This window comes from Microbacterium sp. Y-01 (assembly GCF_003856715.1).
Lineage (GTDB): Bacteria > Actinomycetota > Actinomycetes > Actinomycetales > Microbacteriaceae > Microbacterium > Microbacterium algeriense.
Genome location: NZ_CP024170.1, coordinates 946952 through 963308, shown reverse-complemented (window position 1 = coordinate 963308; position 16357 = coordinate 946952). Strand labels below are relative to the sequence as shown.

The 16357-nt window shown below is 70.0% G+C and carries 12 protein-coding genes; 1 reads left to right on the top strand and 11 read right to left on the bottom strand.

Translation table 11 applies throughout. The features are described from left to right. Positions 1–11: 11 nt before the first annotated feature. The 3 genes from CSX12_RS04525 to CSX12_RS04515 form a co-directional block, all read right to left on the bottom strand. Positions 12–4631, bottom strand: a complete 4620-nt coding sequence (locus tag CSX12_RS04525) for an ExeM/NucH family extracellular endonuclease (RefSeq protein WP_124894982.1) — start codon at positions 4629–4631, stop codon at positions 12–14. Between the two features lie 237 nt (positions 4632–4868). Continuing rightward, a complete protein-coding gene (locus CSX12_RS04520; protein WP_017203635.1) occupies positions 4869–5627 on the bottom strand; it encodes an SURF1 family cytochrome oxidase biogenesis protein in 759 nt (252 codons plus the stop codon). 59 nt (positions 5628–5686) lie between these two features. Next, on the bottom strand, positions 5687–6802 hold the full coding sequence (locus CSX12_RS04515; protein WP_017203636.1) for a GuaB3 family IMP dehydrogenase-related protein: 1116 nt from the start codon (positions 6800–6802) through the stop codon (positions 5687–5689). 72 nt (positions 6803–6874) lie between these two features. On the opposite strand from CSX12_RS04515, the gene CSX12_RS04510 reads away from it, so the two are divergent. Next, the gene (locus CSX12_RS04510) at positions 6875–7960 is read left to right on the top strand and encodes an FAD-dependent oxidoreductase (RefSeq protein ID WP_124894981.1); all 1086 of its coding nucleotides are present in this window, start codon (positions 6875–6877) and stop codon (positions 7958–7960) included. Positions 7961–7973: 13 nt separating this feature from the next. Here the strand turns inward: CSX12_RS04510 and CSX12_RS04505 are convergent, their stop codons facing one another. The 8 genes from CSX12_RS04505 to CSX12_RS04475 all read right to left on the bottom strand — a co-directional run bounded on the left by CSX12_RS04505 (position 7974) and on the right by CSX12_RS04475 (position 16292). Then, a complete protein-coding gene (locus CSX12_RS04505; RefSeq protein WP_124894980.1) occupies positions 7974–9662 on the bottom strand; it encodes an ATP-binding cassette domain-containing protein in 1689 nt (562 codons plus the stop codon). Between the two features lie 117 nt (positions 9663–9779). After that, positions 9780–11582, bottom strand: a complete 1803-nt coding sequence (locus CSX12_RS04500) for a PAS domain-containing sensor histidine kinase (protein WP_017203639.1) — start codon at positions 11580–11582, stop codon at positions 9780–9782. Further along, positions 11579–11926, bottom strand: coding sequence for a response regulator (locus CSX12_RS04495; RefSeq protein ID WP_040568721.1), 348 nt, complete (start codon positions 11924–11926; stop codon positions 11579–11581). Before CSX12_RS04495 ends, CSX12_RS04500 begins: the two co-directional genes overlap by 4 nt. After that, positions 11923–12066 carry a hypothetical protein gene (locus CSX12_RS18465; RefSeq protein ID WP_164479534.1) on the bottom strand — a complete coding sequence of 48 codons (144 nt, stop codon included), beginning with the start codon at positions 12064–12066 and terminating at the stop codon, positions 11923–11925. The genes CSX12_RS04495 and CSX12_RS18465 overlap by 4 nt, the downstream gene beginning before the upstream one ends. Next, a complete protein-coding gene (locus tag CSX12_RS04490) occupies positions 12063–13550 on the bottom strand; it encodes a glycosyltransferase (RefSeq protein WP_124894979.1) in 1488 nt (495 codons plus the stop codon). The genes CSX12_RS18465 and CSX12_RS04490 overlap by 4 nt, the downstream gene beginning before the upstream one ends. After that, positions 13547–14263: a PHP domain-containing protein gene (locus tag CSX12_RS04485; RefSeq protein WP_124894978.1), complete on the bottom strand. Its 717-nt coding sequence runs from the start codon at positions 14261–14263 to the stop codon at positions 13547–13549. The genes CSX12_RS04490 and CSX12_RS04485 overlap by 4 nt, the downstream gene beginning before the upstream one ends. Then, complete coding sequence (locus CSX12_RS04480; protein WP_124894977.1) at positions 14260–15249, bottom strand: ATP-grasp domain-containing protein; 990 nt, start codon at positions 15247–15249, stop codon at positions 14260–14262. Before CSX12_RS04480 ends, CSX12_RS04485 begins: the two co-directional genes overlap by 4 nt. Then, entirely contained in the window at positions 15249–16292 is a 1044-nt protein-coding gene (locus tag CSX12_RS04475; protein ID WP_124894976.1) for a response regulator, read from the bottom strand. The genes CSX12_RS04480 and CSX12_RS04475 overlap by 1 nt, the downstream gene beginning before the upstream one ends. Between the last annotated feature and the right edge of the window lie 65 nt (positions 16293–16357).

Genomic DNA, 16357 nt, shown 5'->3' with positions numbered 1-16357 from the left:
CGACGCTCAGGTCAGAACCAGCCGCTGATGAGATCCCACAGCCAGTCGATGATCGTGCCGATGATTCCGCCGGCGCGGTTGACCGTCACCGTCGCGGTTGCCGCATCGCCGTCGGCCTGCACCGCAGCCACCGTGTACTTGCCCGGCTGGGCGTTCTTCGGCACCGTGACCTGCGTGCTGAACGTGCCGTCGGCCTTCACCTGGACCGTGCCCACCTGCGCGGCACTGCCCTTCTTCGGACGCAGCTCGATCGTCACGGTCTCGCCCGGAACGTAGCCCTCACCGGTCACCTGGAGCTTCTTGCCCGCGGCGACCTTGGACGAGCCGAGGTCGATGGTGCCCGCGAACTCGGCTTCGCCGGCGATCGTGAAGGGCACCTGCACCGTGGTTCCGGTGCCGGCGACCGCCACGGTCAGGACCTGCTCGCCGAAGACTCCCGACGGAACCGTGAAGGTCAGGCTGGCGCGCCCGCCTTCGTCGGTGGTGTCGACGACCGCCGGGTCGACCGCGCCCTGAGCGAGCACGGTGTCCCCCAGCGACAGCGAGACCGCACCCGGTGCCGGCTCTCCCGCGCTGAACGCGAGCGAGGACAGCGCCACCGTGACCTGGTCACCGGCGCTGTAGCCGTCGGCGTCGGCCGGGCTGACCGCCACGCCGACCGCGCGCTGGGCGTAGTCGGGGCTCGCGGTCTTGTTGGCGTCGAACCAGTCGACCATGGACTGCAGGTCGATCTTGCCCGTGTCGCGCTTGCCCTCGATCCCCTTGAAGGTGGCGAAGTTGTCGCCGCCGCCCGCGAGGAACGAGTTCGCCGCCACCGTGTACGTACCCGCCGCGTCGAGCGGAGACCCGTTCACGGTGATGGACGTGATCCGGGATCCCTGAGCGGCCGTCGGGTCGTACGTGTAGACCAGGCCCTCGGACACCCCGAGCTTGAGGAACGGCCGCGCCGAACCCGCCGGCTGCCACTGCTCCTCCAGCACGCTCTTGAGCTGCGCGCCCGTGAGCGTCATCGTCACGAGCGTGTTGGCGAACGGCTGGACCGTCGCCGCCTCGCGGTAGGTGACGTTCCCGTCCGGGTCCGTCGCACCGCTCGACGCGTAGGTGAGGTTCGCGCGAATGCCTCCGGGGTTCATGAACGCGATGTCGGCGCCCGTAGACCACTTCTGCACATCGGCGACGAAGTTGCCGATCGTGGACTCGCCTCCACGGTTCTCCGACCCGTTCGACTGGCGCGCGCGGTTGAAGTCGGCCGTGATGTCTCCGACCTTGATCGCGCCGAGCACGTCGGCCTCGGCCTTGGCCTGATCGACGATCGCCTGCACCTCGGGCACCGCCGGGTACAGCGGCTTGCCGGCGGCGGTGAGGGGCTTGATCTCGTTGGTGATCGAGATCAGCTCCTTCGTCTTCGGGTCGACCTGGAGGTTCATCAGACCCAGGTTCTCGCCGTACTGCCCCGCGGAGACGACCGGGCGGCCGTCGATCACGTGGTTGTAGGCGAGGTGGGTGTGAGCCGACACGATCGCGTCCACGTCATCGTCCACGCCGTACACGATCTCCCCCAGCGGAGAGTCGGGGGTGATGGCGGAGAGTGCCGTGCTCTCGGCACCCTCGTGCACGAGCAGGATGACCACGTCCGCCTCGCCGTTGGACGCGTCGCCGTCGCGCAGGTCGTCGGCCACCGCATTCACGGAGTCGGCGATGCTGCGGACCTCGAGGTCCTTGATGCCCTCGGGAGAGACGAGCGAGTCGAGGTCTTCGGTCACGGCTCCGACGAACCCGACGCGGACGCCGTCGAGCTCCTTCACCCAGGCCGGTGCGAGCGCGGGCTCTCCGGTCTCGGTGACGAACACGTTCGACGAGATGTACTCCCAGTCCGCGCGGTCCTGCACGCGATCGCGCAGATCCTCCCAGCCCTGGTCGAACTCGTGGTTGCCCGCAGCGCTCACGTCCAGACCGGCCGCGTTGAGCGCGTCGATCGTCGGGTTGTCATCGTTGATGAACGAGGTGAACGTCGACGCCCCGATCAGGTCGCCGGCGCCGGCGAAGATCGTGTTCGGGTTCGCCTCGCGGAACTGCTTGACCGCACCGGCCAGCACTGCTGCGCCCGCAGCAGCGCCGTCCGCCTCGATCCGGCCGTGGAAGTCGTTGACCGTCACGACGTCGATGCTCACCGGCGGGATGTCCGAGGAGACGCCGACGATGATCGGGTCGTGGTCGCTCGAGCGGTAGGGCGTTCCCTCCTCCGTGGCGCCGAACGCGTAGCCGCGGTCGCTCCACTCCGGGGAGTTGATGCCCCACACGCCCGCGCCCGTGATGGACGAGGCGAGGGACGGCGACGCGATCACGTGGTCGAGCGAGCCGAGCTCGCCGTCGAACGTGTACGTGTACTGGCCGTCCGTCTTGTCCGCGACGAGGTCGCTCCACCCGTTCGAGGTGAACACGTCGATGGGGTCTTCCTTGCCGTAGGCGTTGAAGTCGCCGATCAGCAGCATGTCGCCGCTGCCGGTCGTCTCCTCCAGCTGCGCGGTGAAGGCGAGGATCGCGTTCGCCTGCTTGACGCGGTCGGCGTTGAAGAAACCCTGCCCGTCGGCGGGCTCGGCGCCGGCGCCCTCGGGCGGCGACTTCGACTTCAGGTGATTCGCCACGACCGTGACCACGCGACCGTCGATGTCGAACGCCTGAGCGATCGGCTCGCGGGCGTTTCCCCACACGGACTCGTCGATGACCGTGGCGCTGTCGCCGACCGTCGTGACCGCGTCCTTCTTGTAGATGATCGCGTTGGTGATGTAGTCGGTGGTGGCCGCGTTGTTCAGCGCGGCAGGGGTGGGCACATAAGCCCACACATCGCTGCCCGCGTCGGCGTTGAGTCCCGCGACGAGGTCCTTGAGGGCCGTGTCGATGGGCTTGCCCAGCTTGACCGAGTTCTCGATCTCCATGAGGGAGACGATCTCGGCGTCCAAGCCGTTGATCGCCGCCACGATCTTGGACTTCTGGATCGCGAACTGCGCCGCGTTCGCGGCTCCGCGTGCGTTGGAGTTCTCGCTCTTCAGCGTCGTGAAGTAGTTGTAGACGTTGAAGGACGCGACCTGGACGTCACCGCCGACCGCGGGGGCGGAGTCGGTGCGCGGGTTCGTCGCCGTGAATCCGACCTTGAGGTCGGCAGCCGACGAGTCGTCGATCGGCACGACCGGCTGCAGACGCCAGTCGTTGAAGCCCCACTGCAGCACGTAGCCGTTGTCGCCGAAGTCGACGGTGTCGCCGTTTCGGACGACCGTGTCCTTCGTGAAGTAGGGCTGCTCGCCGGGGTGTCCGCTGTTGGACACCTGGATCGACCAGCCGTCGTCGAGGAGGATGCGGTTGGCCCGGTTGGCCGCGGCGATCGCGGCGGCCTCGGCACCAGGGCGCGTCGTCTCCGTGCTCTTGACGGCGAGCTCGTCACCGGCGTTCAGCCAGAGCGTGCCGAAGTTGAACAGCTGGTGGCTGGATGCCAGGCGGTACGTCCCTTCCGGAGCGACGTACATGTTCTCGTACTGCTCGCGGTCGGCGCCCTGCACCGTGGTGGGCAGCGGGGTGACGGCGGGAACCCCGACGCCGGCGGTGACGACCGACACGTCGGCTGCCGCGGCGGGGTTGAGCTGCGTCTGGCCGAAGTACTCGCTCACCGAACCCGTGACCGAGACCAGATCGCCGATCGCGAGGTCTGGGTTCAGAGCGTTGAGGAAGACGAACACGCCGTCCGAGGCCCCCGGAGTCGCGTCCGTCGCACCGCCGGAGCCCTGCGTCTGGATGACGATGCCCTTGTAGCCGCCGGTGCGATAGTCGGCGGTGACGACACCCTCGACCTGCACGGTCTGGCCGTTCAGCGGCGAGACGTCGGTGGTTCCCTGGACCTCGGCGATGGTGGCCTTCGTCGGCTCTCCGCCGGGGTCGGTGCCGGGATCGGTGCCGCCGGAGTTCTGCGGGGTGATGGTCGCGGAGAGCGTGAAGTCCGCGCTGTTGTCGTCCGTGTCGACGCCGTCGGTCCGGTTGAGGGACTTCACGTCCGTGTTGCCGGTCGGGGGCGTCGCGGCCTTGGTCTCGAACGTGTTCGAGGTGCCGTACCCGAGGAGGTCGACGACGCCGTCCGCACCCACGACCGAGCCGGGGGTGAGGGTGACGGCCGCGGTGCCCTCGACGAGCGCCAGGGTCCCGTTCGTGCCGCTCGGCGTCAGAGTGGTGACGGCGTCCGGTGCCGGGAGGTCCGCGCCGTTCGTGCCGTTGCTGTTGCCCTGGACGAGGTAGTACCCGCCGGCGGGGATGACCCCGGTGAGCGGAGCGACGCCGTTGAACGCACCGGAGCCGGTCGCCGAACGGTACTGCAGCGACATGCCGTCGAGCGTGACCGGAGCCGAGGTCGGGTTGTACAGCTCGACGAACTTGTTCTTGAACGCCGCGCCGGCGCTGCCTCCGGAGAGGTAGGCCTCGTTGATCACCACCCCCGTCCCGGCGGTGTCGGCGACAGCGGGTGCGGCGGCGAGCGAGCCGAGGCTCAGGGCGGCCACGCAGGTCACGGCGAGAGCGCCGATGCGCCCCCGACTTCTACGGTTCGAGGCGGGAACCATGCGGTTCTCGCCGTCTGGAGCGGACATCATCGGTGCTGTCTCCTCGATCGGGTTCGACGCTTCTCAGGACTGACACGGCACACAGGAGGAACTCCCAGCGTGCTCACATGGTGCGAGCATACGGAGCGGTTCGGACATCCTCAACGGAGTTTTCCGATTCGTCATCCAGCGCTCACCGGATGGCCCGAACGACCCCTGACGAAGGTCGCTAAGCGCGTGGTCAGCCGCGCAGGTGCGCACGTCGAAGCGCGCGGATGCGCGGATCGATCAGGCGGCGTCGGTCGCTGCCGCGTCCTCGAACTCCTCGACCTCGCGCTCCCAGGCATCCTTCGCCAGGCGGTACCAGAGGTAGAACGCGAAGCCGGCGAAGATGGCCCACTCGACCGCGTAGAAGACGTTGAGCCAGTTCACCGGGGACATCTCCTCCGGCGCCGGCGAGGAGATGTCGACCAGGCCCGCCGAGGCGGTGGTCGCGGCCAGGTAGGGGCGGTACACGTCGAGCTGCTCGGTGTCGTGCCACCGGCTCAGGAGCGCGGCCGGGGACATGCGGTCCAGCTGGTACGGATCCGACCGCGGAGGCACGCGGGGACCCTCGTCGGAGATGATGCGGCCGGTGACAGCGACCTCGGAGCCGTCCGCGCCCGCTTCGAGCTCCTCCACCGCGGCATCCGCGGTCGCGCGATCGGGAGCCCAGCCGAGGGCGACGGCGATGGAGACGCCCTCATCGACCCGCAGCTGACCCGTCACCCAGTAGCCCTGCACGTCGTCGTTGAAGCGACTCCCCACGATGATGAAGTCTCCGGGGATCCACGATCCGGAGGTCTCGACGCGCTGCCCGACGAGCGGTTCCGGAAGGTACTCCGCCGGCTCGAGCACATCCGAGAGCTCCTGCACCTGCTCGGTGGCACCGGGCGCGGGCGGATCGGTCTCGATCGCGCGTTCCAGCTGCCACTGACCGAGCCAGGCGAAGACGCCGGCCACCAGGAGGCAGAGCAGGAGCATCCCGATCCAGCGTCCCCGGAGCATGACCTCGCGGAGAGTCGGGGGGAAGAGTGCAGGAGTGGTCACGGTGGAGCGCAGGACCCTCAGGCCTCGTAGGGCGCGAGCACGACCTCGACCCGCTGGAACTCCTTGAGGTCGGAGTATCCGGTGGTCGCCATCGACTTGCGCAGCGCGCCGATGAGGTTCGCCGTGCCGTCGGCGACGGGCGCCGGTCCGTACAGGATCTCCTCGAGCGTGCCGATGCCGCCCACCTCGACGCGGTGCCCGCGCGGGAGCTTCGGGTGGTGCGCCTCAGGCCCCCAGTGGAAGCCGCGTCCCGGTGCATCGGTGGCGCGGGCGAGTGCGACGCCGAGCATGACGGCGTCCGCACCCATGGCGAGCGCCTTGACGATGTCGCCGGACGTGCCGACGCCGCCGTCGGCGATCACGTGCACGTAGCGCCCACCGGACTCGTCGAGGTAGTCGCGGCGCGCGGCGGCGACATCGGAGACCGCGGTCGCCATCGGCGCATGGATGCCGAGCGTCGCCCGTGTCGTCGAGGCCGCTCCCCCGCCGAAGCCGACGAGCACGCCCGCCGCACCCGTGCGCATCAGGTGGAGGGCTGCGGTGTAGGTCGCCGCGCCGCCCACGATGACGGGAACGTCGAGGTCGTAGATGAACTTCTTGAGGTTGAGGGGCTCGGCGACGCTCGAGACGTGCTCGGCCGAGACCGTGGTGCCGCGGATCACGAAGAGGTCGACGCCCGCGGCGGCGACCGTGTCGTAGTACTCCTGCGTGCGCTGCGGGGTCAGGGAGCCGGCGACCGTGACCCCGGCCTCGCGGATCTCGGCGAGGCGGCGGGTGATCAGCTCGGGCTTGATCGGCTCGGAGTAGAGCTCCTGCATCCGCACGGTCGCCTTGCCCTCGTCGAGACCGGCGATCTCCGCGAGCAGCGGCTCGGGGTTCTCGTATCGCGTCCACAGCCCCTCGAGGTCGAGCACGCCGAGACCGCCCAGCTGACCGAGCATGATGGCCGTCTGCGGGCTCACGACGGAGTCCATCGGCGCCCCGAGCACGGGGATCTCGAAGCCGAAGGCGTCGATCGTCCACGCGGTCGACACGTCCTCCGGGTTGCGCGTGCGCCGGGACGGCACCACCGCGATGTCATCGAACGTGTACGCGCGACGCGCGCGCTTTCCTCGGCCGAGCTCGATCTCCATGGTCACCCCTCCAGCCTACCCGGCGGCTGCGCACCCCCGTGCTGGGAGACTGGATCCGAGAGCGGAGGCAGCATGAGGACCGAGACCGTGGACATCATCGTGGTCGGGGGCGGCGTGATGGGGCTGGCGACGGCATGGGAGCTGACGCGCCGCGGCCGCAGGCCCGTCGTGCTGGAGCGGTTCGCCCGCGGCCATCATGAGGGCGCATCGCACGGGGCGACCAGGAACTTCAACAACGCCTACGTCGAGGAGCACTACCTCGATCTGCTCATGCGCGCCCGCGCCGGATGGGAGGCCATCGGGGAGGTCGACGGCGCACCCCTCCTGCGCCTGCACGGACTCGTCACCCACGGCGACCTCGACATCGCGTCGATCCATGCGGGGCTCGCGGCGCGCCGCATCCCCTCTGCCGTCCTCTCGCCCGGCGAGGCTGCGCGGCGCTGGCCGGGGATGCGCTTCGCCGGCGACGTCCTGTGGTCGTCGGACGCCGGGGTCGTGCGCGCCGCCGACGCGCTGCGCGCATTCGAGCGGCGGATCGCGACGGGCGGAGGCGACGTGCGGTGGAGCACTCCGGTCGCGCACATCGGCGAGGATCCCGACGGCGTGGTGGTGGACCTGGGCGAGGGACGCCTGCTGCGTGCCGGGACGGCCGTCGTCACCGCCGGGGCTTGGACGCAGAAGCTCCTCGGACGCTTCGGCCTCCCGCAGCTCACCGTCACGGAGGAGACCCCCGCGCACTTCCGCCCGCGCATCGATGCACCATGGCCGTCGTTCAACCACCACGTCGACCCGGCGCGGTTCCCCGCCACCGTGTACGGGATGCCGACGCCGGGCGAAGGCGTGAAGGCCGGCTTCCACCGGGTCGGCGACGAGGTGGACCCCGATGCCCGCCCTCATGTGGCGACGCGGCAGCGGGCACTCGCCGAGTACGTCCGCGAGTGGCTCCCGGGCCTCGACCCCGAGACCGCCGTGCCGATCAGCTGCACCTACACCTCGACCCACGACGGCGCGTTCGTGCTCGACCGTCGTGGTCGGGTGGTGGTGGGCGCGGGCTTCTCGGGGCACGGCTTCAAGTTCGCGCCGGGCGTCGGCGGGGTCCTGGCCGATCTCGCGACCGACCCGGACGCGCGCGCCGCGGCCCCCTTCCGCCTGCCCTGATCGTCCTCGGAGCTCAGCGCGCTCTGGCCACCCGTCTCTCGTCCCACACCGGCTCGTCCGACTCGTAGACCTCGCCGTCCGCGCCGAACACGAGGAACCGGTCGAAGGACCGGGCGAACCACCGATCGTGCGTGACCGCGAGCACCGTCCCCTCGAAGCGGGCGAGCGCCAGCTCCAGCGCCTCGGCGGACTCCAGATCGAGGTTGTCGGTCGGCTCGTCCAGCAGCAGCAGCGTCGCGCCGGAGAGCTCCAGCAGCAGCACCTGGAACCGCGCCTGCTGGCCACCGGAGAGGGAGTCGAAGCTCTGCTGAGCCTGTCGGACGAGTCCGTAGCGGTCCAGCGCCGAGCTCGCCGCGTCCCGGGGCATCCCGGCGCGACGGTCATCGCCCCGGTGCAGGATCTCCAGCAGCGTGCGCCCGACGAACTCCGGATGCGCGTGCGTCTGCGCGAACAGTCCAGGTACGACGCGGGCTCCGAGCGTGGCCGGCCCGGTGTGCTCGACCGGGTCGAGCTGCTCCCCCGTCGACGTGACGTGGCCGAGCGACGGATCGGGATCGCTCCCGCCCCGCGCCAGCAGGCGGAGGAAATGCGACTTCCCCGACCCGTTCGAGCCGAGCACGGCCACCCGGTCGCCGTACCAGACCTCCGCGTCGAACGGACGCATGAGACCGGTCAGCTCGAGTCGGCGGGCGACGACCGCCCGCTTGCCGGTGCGGGCTCCGCGCAGGCGCATGTCGAAGTCCTGTGCCGGCGGCCGCTCCTCCGGCGGCCCGACCTCCTCGAACTTGCGCAGCCGCGTCTGGGCCGCCTGGTACCGCGATGCGAAGCCGTCATTGGCGGCCGCCTTCACCTTGAGGTTCGCGACGAGGGTGCGCAGCTTCTCGTGCTGCTCATCCCACCGGCGCCGCAGCTCGTCGAGCCGGTCCATCCGGTCGGCCCTCGCCTGCTGATAGGTCGCGAAACCGCCGCCGTGCACCCAGGCCGTCGATCCGGCGCCGCCGGGTTCCAGCGTGATGAGCCGGTCGACGGCGCGGGCGAGGAGCTCCCGGTCGTGCGAGACGAGCAGCACGGTCTTCGGGGTCTGGCGCAGCTGCTCTTCGAGCCAGCGCTTGGTGGGCACGTCGAGATAGTTGTCGGGCTCGTCGAGCAGCAGCACCTCGTCGGGCCCGCGCAGCAGGGCCTCGAGCGCGAGACGCTTCTGCTCGCCACCGGAGAGGGTGGTGAGCTCGCGGTACCGGGCGCGCTCGTAGGGCACTCCGAGCGCCGCGACCGTGCACTGGTCCCAGACCGTCTCGTGCTCGTAGCCGCCGGCGTCCGCATACTCGGCGATCGCCGAGGCGTAGGCCATCTGCGTGTCGTGCTCATCGCGTTCGATCAGCGTGTTCTCTGCCGCCTCGAGAGCTTCGGCGGCCTGGCGGATACGCGCGGGCGCCACGCGCACCAGGAGCTGCTGCACGGTCTCGCCGGCGCCGCCGTGACCGACGAACTGATCCATGACCCCGAGACCGCCGTCGATCGTCACGACGCCGTCGTCCGCAGCCTGGTCACCGCGGATGATGCGCAGGAGAGTGGTCTTGCCGGCACCGTTCGGGCCGATCAGCGCACTCGTCGAGCCCGCCCCGACCCGGAAGGTCGCCTCGTCCAGAAGCGGTCTGCCGTCGGGAAGCGTCAGAGAGACAGTGGAGACATCGATATAGCCCACGGTGCGTGGCCGTCCTTCCGCCCGCGCATGCCGAGCCGATCAGGCTATCAGCATCCGAAGGCCGTTCACCAACAGAGCTGCTCGATGCGCTCCGCCGGCGGCGCGGGGAGGTGCGGTTCAGTCCGTGCGGGTCACGCTCAGCGCCTCGGTCCGCGGGGCGGTGGGGATGACGAAGCGGAACTCCGTGCCCACCCCCTCCTGACTCGTGACGTCCATCGTCCCGCCGTGCGCCAGCACGATGGCGCGGGTGATCGTGAGTCCCAGCCCGACGCCGGGGACGGCATTCCTGGTGGCCGTGGACGCCCGGAAGAAGCGGGTGAACAGCATCCCCTGCTCGTCTTCCGGGATCCCGACGCCGGTGTCGGCGATCGAGAACTCCACGGCTCCATCGACCGGGCGCACCCGAGCGGTGACCGTGCCGCCACGGGCCGTGAACTTGATCGCGTTGGACAGCAGGTTGTCGATCGCCTGCCCCACGCGACCGGGGTCCACGACGACGGGAAGGGCCCCGTCTGGCACCTCGGCCACCAGCTCGATCCCCTCGCGCTGCGCGTGCGGACCCGCCGACTGCACGGCCGAGCGCACCAGGTGCGCGACGTCCGCCTCCTCGCGGTCGAGCGGGAAGCGCCCGGACTCGACCTGCGCCGTGAACAGCAGGTCGCCGACGAGGTTGAGCAGCCGTTGCGCGTTGCGCTCGATGATCCCGACGAACTCCTGCTGATCCTCGGTGAGCGGCTGACCCGGATCGTTCTGGAGCAGATCGAGGAACCCGATGATCGCGCTGAGCGGGGTGCGCAGCTCGTGGGAGATCATCCCGACGAACTCGTCCTTCATCCGGGCGACCTCGACGGCGCGCGTCTCGTCGGTGAGCACGAACAGGTAGCCCTGCTGCGCGCCCGCTCCGTCCTTGTGCGGACTGACCGTCACCCGGGCGGGGACGGTGGTCCCGCCGGCGGTCGTCACCTCGACATCGCCGTCGACGGGGAGTCCGGCATCGGCCTGCGCGAACAGCGCCTTGATCCCGGGGGAGAGCTCGGCGAAGCCCGTCGGCATCTCGTCGGCCGTGTGCGCGGGCTCCGTGCCCTCGGCCGCCAGCATCGAGAGGACCGCGGCGGAGAAGAAGCGGTCGATGCGCACACCGTCTCGGGCCTCCTCGGCCGACATCCCCAGCAGACGCACCGCACCGGGATTCCACGCCGTGATCGTGCCGCTGCAATCGGTGGCGACCACCGCCTGCGCGGTGATCGACGACCACAGGCTCTCGAACGAGTCGAGCAGCTCCCGATACTGCCGCTCCTTGTCGCGCAGCTGGACGATCATCGCCACGTTCTCCGAGAGCGCCTTCGTGCGCGCGGCCACCAGTTCCTCGGCCTGCTCGACGCGGACGCGCTGCTGCCGGGAGAGCTCGTTGATGACCGCGGCGAGCGCGGCGAACACGAGCGGACCGACGACGCCACGCAGCCACTCGGCGGAACTCCGGGGCGGGTCCGCGAGGTAGGGCATCAGCAGCGCGAAGGAGGTGAGACCGCCGACGACGAAGACCCAGCGGATCCCGGGCGCTGCCGCTATCCACACGACGGGCAGCAGCACGAGCGACCCGAAGACCGATGCGGCGCCCCCGGTGCCGGCGCGGAAGAGGCCCAACCCCACGATGTCGATCATCGGCACGAGCAGCACGGCCCAGCCGTCGTAGACGTGGCGGGCGCTGAGGATCGCCGCCTGCACCGTGGCGGCGAGCACCACGGCCAGTCCGATCAGCGCCACACCCAGGTGCGTGAACGGCAGCTGGGGCACCGTCCACGTTAGCAGCGCGGCGATCACGGCGGCTGTCAACGTCGGCGCCTGCTTGATCAGCGGGCTCGGGTTGTCGACCAGCCGGTACCAGCGGTTCTCCGCGCGCTCCAGCGGTGTGGCCCTCATCGGGGCACCCGCTCCACGATGGCGTGCAGGTCTGCTCCGGTGATGGGTTTGGGCAGCGCCGCGTCCGCTGGCGGGTAGTCCGCCGCGTCGAGCACCGAGCTGATCACGAGGAAGCAGGCCGGGAAGCGCTCCTGCACGAGCCGTGCGCATGCCTGTCCGGATATCCCGGGAAGGAGCAGGTCGAGCACGGCCAGAGCGGGGTCGATGTCGGAGAACGCCGCGATGGCCGACTCCGCATCGCGGGCGACGAACACGTCGAACCCCTCACGGTCCAGGTAGCGACGCAGCAGCGCCGCCTGATCGGGAGCGTCCTCGACGACCAGGGCCAACGGCCTCCCGGTCATCGAAGGAGCAGCTCTCGCACGATGACGATGACGACGACGACGGCGAGGGAGAGGAGGGCCTGCGGGACGAGGCGGCGTTCGCGGCGCGCATCCGCGGCGATCTCCTCCACTTCGGATTCGTGTGACGGGGCTGCGGTCATGAGTCGACGCGTCCGATCTTCTCGGTCTTGATCCAGGAGGCGTCGGCGCGACGCCACTCTTTGATGTACGAGTCCACGGTGATCGCGCAGAGCAGCGATCCGTACCCGCAGATGTAGAGCAGCAGCCCGGCGAAGAACCGTCCGCCGGGAAGGGGCTCCACCGCCCTGGCGAACCAGATCCCGAGCATCGAGATCGGCCCCCACAGGTAGAAGATCACCGCCCAGGTGATGCGCGCCTGATCCGTCACCGGCAGCCCGAGCGCGAGCAGAGCCGACTCGAACAGCCAGGGGAAGATCGCGATGGCCATCAGGATCAGGGCACCGAGACCGGGGAACATGATGGCCTCGCGCCAGGACTGCCTGCCGATGCGGGGATCCAGTTGCACGGAGTAGAGCATCGAGAAGATGTAGATGCACGCCGCGGCGATCCACATGAAGCGGAACACGAACTCGGCGATGTCGCTGTGCAGGAGCAGCAGGGCGAGCATTCCCGCGGCGGCAAGCAGCATGAACGCCGGGAGCAGGAGGATCGTGAACCACGCGAGGCCGAACGAGAAGCTGCCCAGGTTGTGATCAGGACTCGGACGGAACCAGAGCTTCTTGTAGATCGAGGTCAGCTGCACGTTGCCTCGAGCCCATCGCAGTCGCTGCTTCCACAGGCTGTCGATCGTCCGCGGCTCCTCGGCCAGCACCACCGCGTGCGGCTCGAACACCATCCGGCGCCCGTGCAGCTGCCCCTCGAAGGTCGTCATCGTGTCCTCGGCGAGAGTACCGGTCGGGATGCGTCCGCCGATGGCCTCCAGATTCGCCCGGGAGTGCAGCTGCGCGCCACCGGCCAGGCACGCGATCGCGCCGCCGACGTTCTGCACACGACGTGCGGACAGCTGCCCGATCACGTACTCGATCGCGATGAACCGCGTGAGGTAGTTGCGGTCGCGACTGCCCTCGGCGATGTAGGCCGTCACGGCCCCGACCTTCTCGTCGGCGAGGTGCCTGCTGAGCTTGCGGAGCGAATCCCGCGCGAAGATCACGTCGGCGTCCATGATGAGCACGGCCTCGGTCCAGGGGTCGGCGAGGACGACGTCGAGCCCGTGGTTGAGGGTGTGCGCCTTGCCCTCGCCGCCCTTCTCGCGACGCAGGTGCACGACGCGGCCGGGGTGGGCCGCCGACTTCGCGGCGACGACGGCGGGGGTGTCGTCGGTCGAGGCGTCGTCCACGACGAAGATCCGCAGGCGCTCGGCAGGGTACTCCAGCTGCAGCAGCCGCTCGATCGCCGGGCCGATCACCGCGCCTTCGTTCCAGGCGGGGATGATGACGGCCACGTTCGGGTGGTACGGGGCCGCCTTACCGTAGTGGTTGCGGAAGGCGTGCAGCGGCAGCGCGAGGAATTGCAGCCCGGTGTTCACCACGGGAAGCGTGCCGACGAGGACGCACAGCAGGAGGATGACGACCAGGACCGTCTGCAGCCAGGTGAGATCGGTCATGCGGAGGGCTCCAGGGCGTCGAGGATCGGGATGATGCGCGCGTAGCGGCCGACGTCGTCGGCTACGTGGCTGTCCGTGGAGGCGACGATCTCGGCGCCGGCCAGACGCAGGGCGCGCAGGAGCTCCGTTCCCGGGCAGCCCCACTTCTCGTTGACCTCGACGAGGGTGTCGGTCTCGGCCGCGGTGCGCGCCCACGCCTGGACCCGTTCCGCCCCCAGGTCGTCTTCGGCGAGGCCGATCTTGGGCAGGAGCGAGAAGCAGTGCGCGAGCTGGTTGCCCGGGTGTCGTCGCATCGCGGCGATCAGAGCGCCCACGAACTGATCGAGCACATCGTCGACCGCCCAGCCGCCGGCCATCCGCTCTCGGACGGCGGAGGGGCCGAGCGGACCGTCGGCGCCGGGGAACTGGTGATCCGCGATGAGGATCCGGTCGATGCCCTGCGGCAGCGCCGGGATGTCGAGCGCGCCGGTCGCGTCGAGGATCTTCGCCTCCACGCCGGTCAGCACCGTGAGCCCTTCCGGGCGGTCGAGGTCGCGGACCGCCGCGAGGTACTCGGGCACCCAGGTCGTGCTCTGACGCACATGGTCGACCAGACGCACCGTGGTCAGGCCCGCCGCCGTCGCCGCGGCCACGTTCTCCGCGAGCGTCGAGACGGCGTCGTCCGAGAACGTCGAATGGACGTGATGATCGCCGCGGAGGATCCCGTGGCTCACAGCTCCTCCTGGTGGCCGGCATGGTCCGAGACGAGCACCTCGTCGACCTCGACGATGATGTCCTCGAGGAATCGCACGGAGGCGACCTCGCGGAACGGCACGCTGACGGGGATCTCGCGGCCCAGGAACAGGTCGGCGACGAGCGAGGGGATGTCCACGCCGGCCGCGATGGTCAGCGGGAGCGCGCCGGGGAACCGCGGATTGACCTCGAGCAGCACGGCACGGCCTGCCCGATCGCGCCGCAGCTGCACATTCGCGACCCCGACGAGTCCGATGGCCCTGGCGATCGACGCGGCGGTCTCCTCGAGCTCATGGTCGCGGAGCGTGCGGCCGGCGATGGCGACACCCGAGTCGACCCGCGCTCTCGTGCGCGGCACGGCGGCGACGACGTTCCCCGTCGCGTCGGCGATCACGTCGACCGAGTACTCCTCCCCCGGGAGGAAGTCCTGCACGATGAGCCCTTCATCCGTGGGCAGCGCGAGCAGGGCGTCCCGGTCGGGGACGAGGCGCACGCCACGGCTGCCGGCACCCTGGCGTGGCTTGGCGAACACCGGGAACTCCCAGTCGATCGCCTCCGCGTCCGCTCCGGCGAGGACCGTGCGCGGTGTCCGGCCGGTCGGCGCGCATCGCTCGGAGAGGGCGAGCTTGTCGAGGGCGGTGTTCAGGGTGTCCGCGGACGGTGCGGCCAGCACGGCGGGTGCCAGCTCGTCGCGGCGGTCGGCCAGGGCGATCAGCTCGACGTCGACGGTCGAGATCACGAGGTCGAGCCGATCGTCCTCGACGAGTCGGGCGATCGTGGGCACGAAGTCCTCGTCCCGCCCTGGCGGCACCAGGCGGCGCTGCTCCGTCGGGACGAGGTAGATCCCGCTCGCCCACCCGTCCATGTCTGCCGCGAAGACGGTCAGGTCGGAGCGACGGAGGAGGGATCGGATCACGGCGACGCCCGCCGGTCCGCCGGCCCCGGTCACCAGTACGCGCTTGGTCATCAGCTCTCCCGTCGGGTCAGTTCGTGCGCGCCGACGAACTCGGCCGTCTCGCGCACCACTTCAAGCGGCTCCACCGCGATGCCGCCGCCGAAGCGCGACCAGTAGCGTGCCGTCGCCGTGACGAAATCCGGCTCGAGGTAGTCGCGTCTGGCCGTCTGCGAGCTGAACCGCTCGAGCAGCCGGAGCTTCTCGTCGAGGTACTGATCGATCCGGACGAACCGGGTCGGGCGGTAGTCGATCGTCGCCGAGGGACTCTGGTAGCACGCGACCGTCCCCACGCGGCGTGTCGCGACGATGGTCGCCTCGCTCACGGCTCGGTGGTCCTGGTGGCGGTCGTGGCTCGAGTGCGTGTAGACGATCGTGGGCTGGATCTCCTGCACGACCTCCTCGATCAGGCGCACGGTGGATCCCCCGCCCGAGATCTCGGTGTCGATGAGGTCCTTGAGGAAGAGACGCGCACCGAGCATCTCGGCGGAGGCCAGCGACTCGTCCTGACGGCTGTCCGCATCACCGCCGCGCGCGCCGCGCGACAGCGTGAGGATGGTGATCTCGTCGCCGGCCTTGGCGTGGGCGGCGAGCAGCCCGCCGACGCCGATCTCCACGTCGTCGGGGTGCGCGCCGATCGCGAGCACCCGCTCCGGGGTCCTCGCCTCGTCCCGGCGACGCCGCCCCTCGGCGACCAGCCGCGTGACCGCTTCGACGAGCTTGGCGTTGTCGAGCGGTTTCGTCAGGAACTCATCCGCCTGCGCCCGCAGCGCCGACACCGCGTACTCGACGGACACATGAGCGGTCATCACGATCACCGGCACGGTCGGGACGGTCCGGCGCAGCTCGGCGAGCAGCTCCAGTCCGTTCAGACCCGGCATCTCGATGTCGGTAACCACCACGTCGGGCCGGGACGCGGCCACGCGCTCGACCGCGACCTGACCGTCTTCCGCGACGTCGACGACGCAGCCGGCCCTCCGCTGGAGGACGGTCTTCACGAGCAGGGCGACATCGGGATCGTCGTCGACGACGAGAATCCGAGGAGCATCCTCAGGCATGTATGCAGCTCTCCTTGGGGAGATTCCCTGCCGATAGGGAGCGGCATCGCCGTCTCGGCGCCTTC